Here is a 6,027-nt window from a genome sequence, read left to right as displayed (position 1 = left end):
GCAGCCTCACCGCCATTGCTGCCGGAGAAGAAGTTGTGCCAGCCTCTGAACTCACAGCAGCGCTGAAGCAGGTTCGGGAGCTTCAGCGCCTTCTGGGCAAGAAGACGATGGAAGTTAATATCCTGAAAGAAGCCGTGGAGTACGGCCAGTCGCGAAAATGGATAGCGCACGCGCCCTTGTTGCCAAAGGACGGGGAATAGCACTGGTCAGCCGTGCCATGAGCGTGTCGCGTGCGCAGCTATCCCTGCGGGTTAAGCGTTCAGTCGACTGGCAGGACAGCCGCTGTAACCGGCGTAATAACGAAGCAGACGCTGAAATACTGTCGGACATCCTCGACATCATCAGTGATATGCCCAGCTACGGCTATCGACGGATGTGGGGCATTCTGCGTAAGCAACGTCGGGCAGAAGGACTGCTGCCGGTAAATGTCAAACGGCTTTACAGGATAATGAGCGAGCATCACCTGTTGTTACTGCCAAACAAACTGGAGCGGCCGAAGCGTGAGCATGAGGGGAAAATCGGGGTAGCAGAAAGCGATATGCGCTGGTGTTCAGACGGATTCGAGTTCGACTACGACAACGACAACGACAACGGTGAAAAACTGTGGGTAACGTTCGCGCTGGACTGCTGTGACAGAGAGGCCATAGACTGGGCGGCAAGCACCGGAGGCTACGACAATTCGACGGTGCAGGATGTGATGCTGAGGTCGGTGGAAAAGCGCTTCGGCGACAGGTTGCCGGACACACCGGTGCAGTGGCTGACGGATAATGTTTCAGCGTATACCGCGCATGAAACGAGGAAGTTTGCCAGAGAGCTGAACCTAGAGCCCTCTGTACAACACCACCCGCACAGCGCGCTGGGGTATCACTCTCCGAGGGGATACCGGCAGCAGCGGGCATCGTTAACTTAAGATACAAAAGCTGTCTGGAGATGACGGGTCAAGATCACATGAGCATGAATCATAAAATGTTTTATTCAGATAGTGATATATATCCATCAACATTCTCTCCGAGAAAGGGCGAAGTGGGATATGAATGGCAACGGACGCTGGCAGGACACGCTGATTGAGCTGCAGTCGCTGTCAACCGGATTTGACTATTTCACCTATGGCAGCGTCACGGTAGATGCCCCGCGCCTGACGCTCAATAAGGCGGCGAGCTGAAACTCAACGCGCCGCGCAGGACACGCGCTTCACCGCCGGGGGCTATCTGCCGCCTTCGCTTTTGATGCTAACGGTGAAAGGGCGTGACCCGGCGTGGTTCCTCTACAGCGGCAGCCTGCAGGCACAGCCGATTGGTCCGGTGCAGGTGCGCGGCCATTAGGACGGCGAGCGCCTGCGTGGGCAGATGTGGTGGCCACAGCAGGCGCTGCGCGTCTTCTAGGCGCTGCTTAGCCCGGACCTCAAGCTGGTGGTGATTCAGGATGGTATGCTCAAGGCTCAGGTGGCGTTTCCGCCGCCAGCGATTCTTGGTGAAGGATGGCAGTGCGCTGCTGCCGGATAACGCATTTAACGGCATCGATTTCTCGCTGCCGTTCTACCTGCGCGACCACCGCTGGTACTTCGGCACCCACAACCCGGTTTCGCTGAGCATCAAAGAGATTTAAAACTAGTTTGCCATGCAAAACGTCATGGCAGATAAATCACTAAGTCGCTGTCTGTGCTAGAATACGCAAATTTTAATCCCTTATAAATCCATGTTGCCTTGATCAGGCGCGACAAAATGAGCTCTTACCATGTCTGAATCACCACAATCTGCCCTAGCGCCGCTCTATTCACGGCTTGATTTGCTAATGCTGCGCGACCGCCAGCGCCTTCAGCGCCGCCTGCAGGGCGCGAAAAAAATTAAAAATCCGGCAGCGCTCCATGCGCTGACCGATGAGCTGAGTGCTGAAATCGCCCAAGCAGAGCAGCGGATGACCGCCCGCTGTGCTGTGCCGCCAACCCTCCGCTATCCGGAAAATCTGCCGGTTAGCCAGAAGAAGCAGGATATTGCCGATGCTATCTGCGATCACCAGGTGGTGATCGTCGCCGGGGAAACCGGTTCGGGTAAAACCACTCAGCTGCCGAAAATCTGCATGGAGTTGGGGCGCGGCATTCGCGGGTTGATTGGCCACACGCAGCCACGCCGCCTAGCAGCACGCACCGTCGCTGACCGTATTGCGGCGGAGCTGGGAACCTCGCTCGGCGGCTGCATCGGCTACAAGGTGCGCTTTAACGATCAGGTCGGTGAAACCACCCAAGTCAAACTGATGACCGACGGTATTCTGCTGGCGGAGATCCAGCAGGACCGGCTGCTGATGCAGTACGACACCATCATTATCGATGAAGCGCACGAGCGCAACCTGAACATCGACTTCCTGCTGGGCTATCTGCGCGAGCTGCTGCCAAAGCGCCCGGACCTGAAGGTGATCATCACCTCGGCGACCATCGATCCGCAGCGTTTCTCACGCCATTTCCATAACGCAACGGTGATTGAAGTCGGCGGCCGCACCTATCCGGTGGAAGTCCGCTATCGCCCGGTAGTGGAAGATGCCGATGATACCGACCGCGACCAGCTGCAGGCCATTTTTGACGCGGTGGATGAGCTGGGACGTGAGAGCCGTGGTGATATCCTGATCTTTATGAGCGGTGAACGTGAAATTCGTGATACCGCCGATGCCTTGAAGAAGCGCGATCTGCCGCATACGGAAGTGCTGCCGCTGTATGCGCGCCTGTCTAACGCCGAGCAGAACCGCGTGTTTCAGTCTCATGCCGGGCGGCGCATCGTGCTGGCGACCAACGTGGCGGAAACCTCGCTGACGGTACCGGGCATCAAATACGTCATCGATCCGGGGACGGCACGCATCAGCCGTTACAGCTTCCGTACCAAGGTACAGCGCCTGCTGATCGAGCCGATTTCTCAGGCCGCCGCCAACCAGCGTAAAGGGCGCTGCGGACGCGTATCGGAGGGTATCTGCATCCGTTTATACGCGGAAGAGGATTTCCTCAGCCGCCCGGCGTTTACCGACCCTGAGATCCTGCGCACCAACCTGGCATCGGTGATCCTGCAAATGACGGCGCTCGGCCTCGGCGATATCGCCGCGTTCCCGTTTGTGCAGGCACCGGACCAGCGCAACATCCAGGATGGGGTACGTCTGCTGGAGGAGCTGGGTGCCATCACCCTCGCCGACAATCAGCGCTATCAGCTTACCCCATCGGGGCGTTCACTGGCGCAGCTGCCGGTCGACCCACGCTTGGCGAAAATGGTGCTGGAGGCAGAGAAATATGGCTGCGGGCGCGAGGTGATGATTATTACCGCCGCGCTGTCGATCCAAGATCCGCGTGAGCGCCCGGCGGAGAAGAAACAGGCATCCGATGAGAAACACCAGCGCTTTGCCGATAAAGAGTCTGATTTCATCGCCTTTGTAAACATGTGGAACTACCTGCAGGAGCAGCAAAAAGCGCTGTCATCCAGCCAGTTCCGCCGCCAGTGCAAAACTGAATACCTGAACTACCTGTGCGTGCGCGAGTGGCAGGATATCTATACCCAGCTGCGCCAGGTGGTGCGCAAACTCGGGCTGCCGGTGAACAGCGCACCGGCCGAAATGCGTGAAATTCACACTGCTTTACTCACCGGACTACTGTCGCATATCGGTCAGAAGGATGCGGATAAACAGGAGTTTACCGGAGCCCGCAACGCCCGTTTTGCTATCTTCCCTAGGTCCGGGCTATTCAAAAAGCCGCCGAAGTGGACCATGGTCGCCGAACTGGTGGAAACTAGCCGCTTGTGGGGGCGCATTGCAGCGCGTATTGAGCCGGAGTGGATCGAACCGGTGGCGCAGCACCTGCTGAAGCGCAGTTACAGCGAGCCGTACTGGGAGAAAGGTCAGGGCGCGGTGATGGCCAGCGAGAAAGTAACGCTGTACGGCCTGCCGATCGTCGCTGCCCGTAAGGTGAATTACGGCACGATTGACCCGGCGCTGTCGCGCGAGCTGTTTATCCGTCATGCCCTGGTGGAGGGCGACTGGCAGACGCGCCACGCCTTCTTTAAGGCCAACCTTAAGCTGCGCGCCGAAGTCGAAGAGCTGGAGCACAAGTCGCGCCGCCGCGACATCCTCGTGGATGATGAAACGCTGTTCGCGTTCTACGACCAGCGTATTGACCACGACGTGGTCTCCGCGCGCCACTTCGACAGCTGGTGGAAAACCGTCAGTCGTGAAGAGCCGGACCGCTTGAACTTTGCCAAAGAGATGCTGATCAAGCAGGGTGCGGAAAATGTCAGCAAGCTTGACTATCCAAACTTCTGGCATCAGGGCAATCTGAAACTGCGCTTGAGCTACCAGTTTGAGCCAGGGGCGGATGCCGATGGCGTGACGGTGCACGTGCCGCTGCCGCTGCTCAACCAGGTGGAAGAGAGAGGCTTTGAGTGGCAGATTCCCGGCATCCGCCGCGAGCTGGTGATTGCGCTGATCAAATCACTGCCTAAGCTGTTACGCCGTAACTTTGTTCCCGCGCCGAATTACGCCGACGCATTCCTCTGCCGCGCAACGCCGCTGGAGCTGTCGCTGCTTGAGTCGCTGGAGCGCGTATTCCACCGCATGTCGGGCGTGACGCTGGAACGCGAAGCCTGGCAGTGGGATCAGATACCCGATCATCTGAAAATGACCTTCCGCATCGTTGACGAAAACAACCGCACGCTGGTGGAAGGTAAAGATCTAACGGCGTTAAAACTGCAGCTAAAAGGCAAAGTTCAAGAAACCCTGTCGAAAGTGGCTGATGATGGTCTGGAACAGAGCGGACTGCATATCTGGAACTTTGGCGATCTGCCGGATTACCTCGAGCAGAAGCGCGGTAGCTACAGCGTGAAAGCTTGGCCTGCGCTAGTGGATGAAAAAGAGAGCGTGGCGATTCGCCTGTTTGACTCGCAGCACGAGCAGCAAAAGGCGATGTGGCGCGGCCAGCGCCGCCTGCTGCTGCTGAATATCCCGTCGCCGATTAAGTATCTGCACGAAAAGCTGCCAAACAAGGCCAAGCTGGGGCTGTATTTCAACCCTTATGGCAAAGTTCTGGATCTGATCGACGACTGCATCGCTTGCGGTGTTGATAAGCTGATCGCTGAACACGGTGGCCCAAGCTGGCAGGAGCAGGGCTACATGCAGCTGCATGACAAAGTGCGGGCCGAGCTGAACGACACGGTGGTCGGGATTGCGAAAAAGGTCGAACAGATCCTCACCTCGGTATTCAACATCAATAAGCGGCTGAAAGGGCGCGTCGACATGACGATGGCGCTGTCGCTGTCGGATATCAAAGCGCAGATGGGGGGCTTGGTGTATCGCGGATTTGTCACCGGCAACGGCTGGAAACGCATCGGCGATACCCTGCGCTATCTACACGCCATTGAGCTACGCATGGAGAAACTGGTGGTCGATCCGCACAGCGACCGTGCGCGCATGATGAAGATTGAAACGGTGAAGCAAGCGTGGAATACGTGGTTCAACAAGCTGCCGCTTGAGCGAAGGGATGATGAGAAAGTACAGGATATCCGCTGGGTGATTGAGGAGCTGCGCGTCAGTTTCTTTGCGCAGCAGCTGGGGACGCCTTACCCAATCTCCGAAAAGCGTATTTTACAGGCGATGGAACAGATTACTGTCTGACAGTGGCACTGTTGTAAAGATCTGGCGATGGTAAACTGATGCCACTGTTTAGTTGAAGGAGCAGCACATGAACCCATTTAAAGGTTGACATTTTGAGCGTCATATTATCCTGTGGGCCGTCCGCTGGTACTGGCGTTAACCTTTCGGTTTTGGCTCATGGCATCTCGATGAAACCTACGTGAAGGTCAACGGACGCTGGGCTTATCTGTACCGCGCCGTCGACAGCAGGGGCTGCACCATTAACTTTTACCTGTCTTCACGTCGTCACACCAAAGCCGCCTATCGCTTTATGGGTAAACTTCTGAATAATACGAAGCGCCTGCAAATTCCACGGTTGATCAACACAGATAAAGTGTAGTGGTCAACTAATACTGGCCACAGCATTAGACTGTA

General features: G+C 56.8%; 1 protein-coding gene and 3 pseudogenes. All 4 read left to right on the top strand.

The window, feature by feature from the left end:
• Positions 1-1,068: pseudogene (locus BBW68_RS01070) on the top strand (DDE-type integrase/transposase/recombinase); the annotation flags it as partial.
• A pseudogene (locus BBW68_RS20425) lies at positions 1,019-1,602 on the top strand (intermembrane phospholipid transport protein YdbH family protein); the annotation flags it as partial. The pseudogenes BBW68_RS01070 and BBW68_RS20425, both read left to right, overlap by 50 nt.
• A gap of 132 nt (positions 1,603-1,734) precedes the next feature.
• Entirely contained in the window at positions 1,735-5,634 is a 3,900-nt protein-coding gene (hrpA, locus tag BBW68_RS01065; RefSeq protein WP_070133641.1) for an ATP-dependent RNA helicase HrpA, read from the top strand.
• A 103-nt stretch (positions 5,635-5,737) separates the two neighbouring features.
• Positions 5,738-5,986 (top strand): annotated as a pseudogene (locus tag BBW68_RS15340) (DDE-type integrase/transposase/recombinase); the annotation flags it as partial.
• Positions 5,987-6,027: the final 41 nt, after the last annotated feature.

It is taken from the genome of Candidatus Erwinia dacicola (assembly GCF_001756855.1).
In the GTDB taxonomy this organism is placed as follows: Bacteria; Pseudomonadota; Gammaproteobacteria; order Enterobacterales; family Enterobacteriaceae; genus Erwinia; species Erwinia dacicola.
Note: the sequence above shows the minus strand (reverse complement) of the source record. Positions and strands in the feature narration are given on the sequence as shown.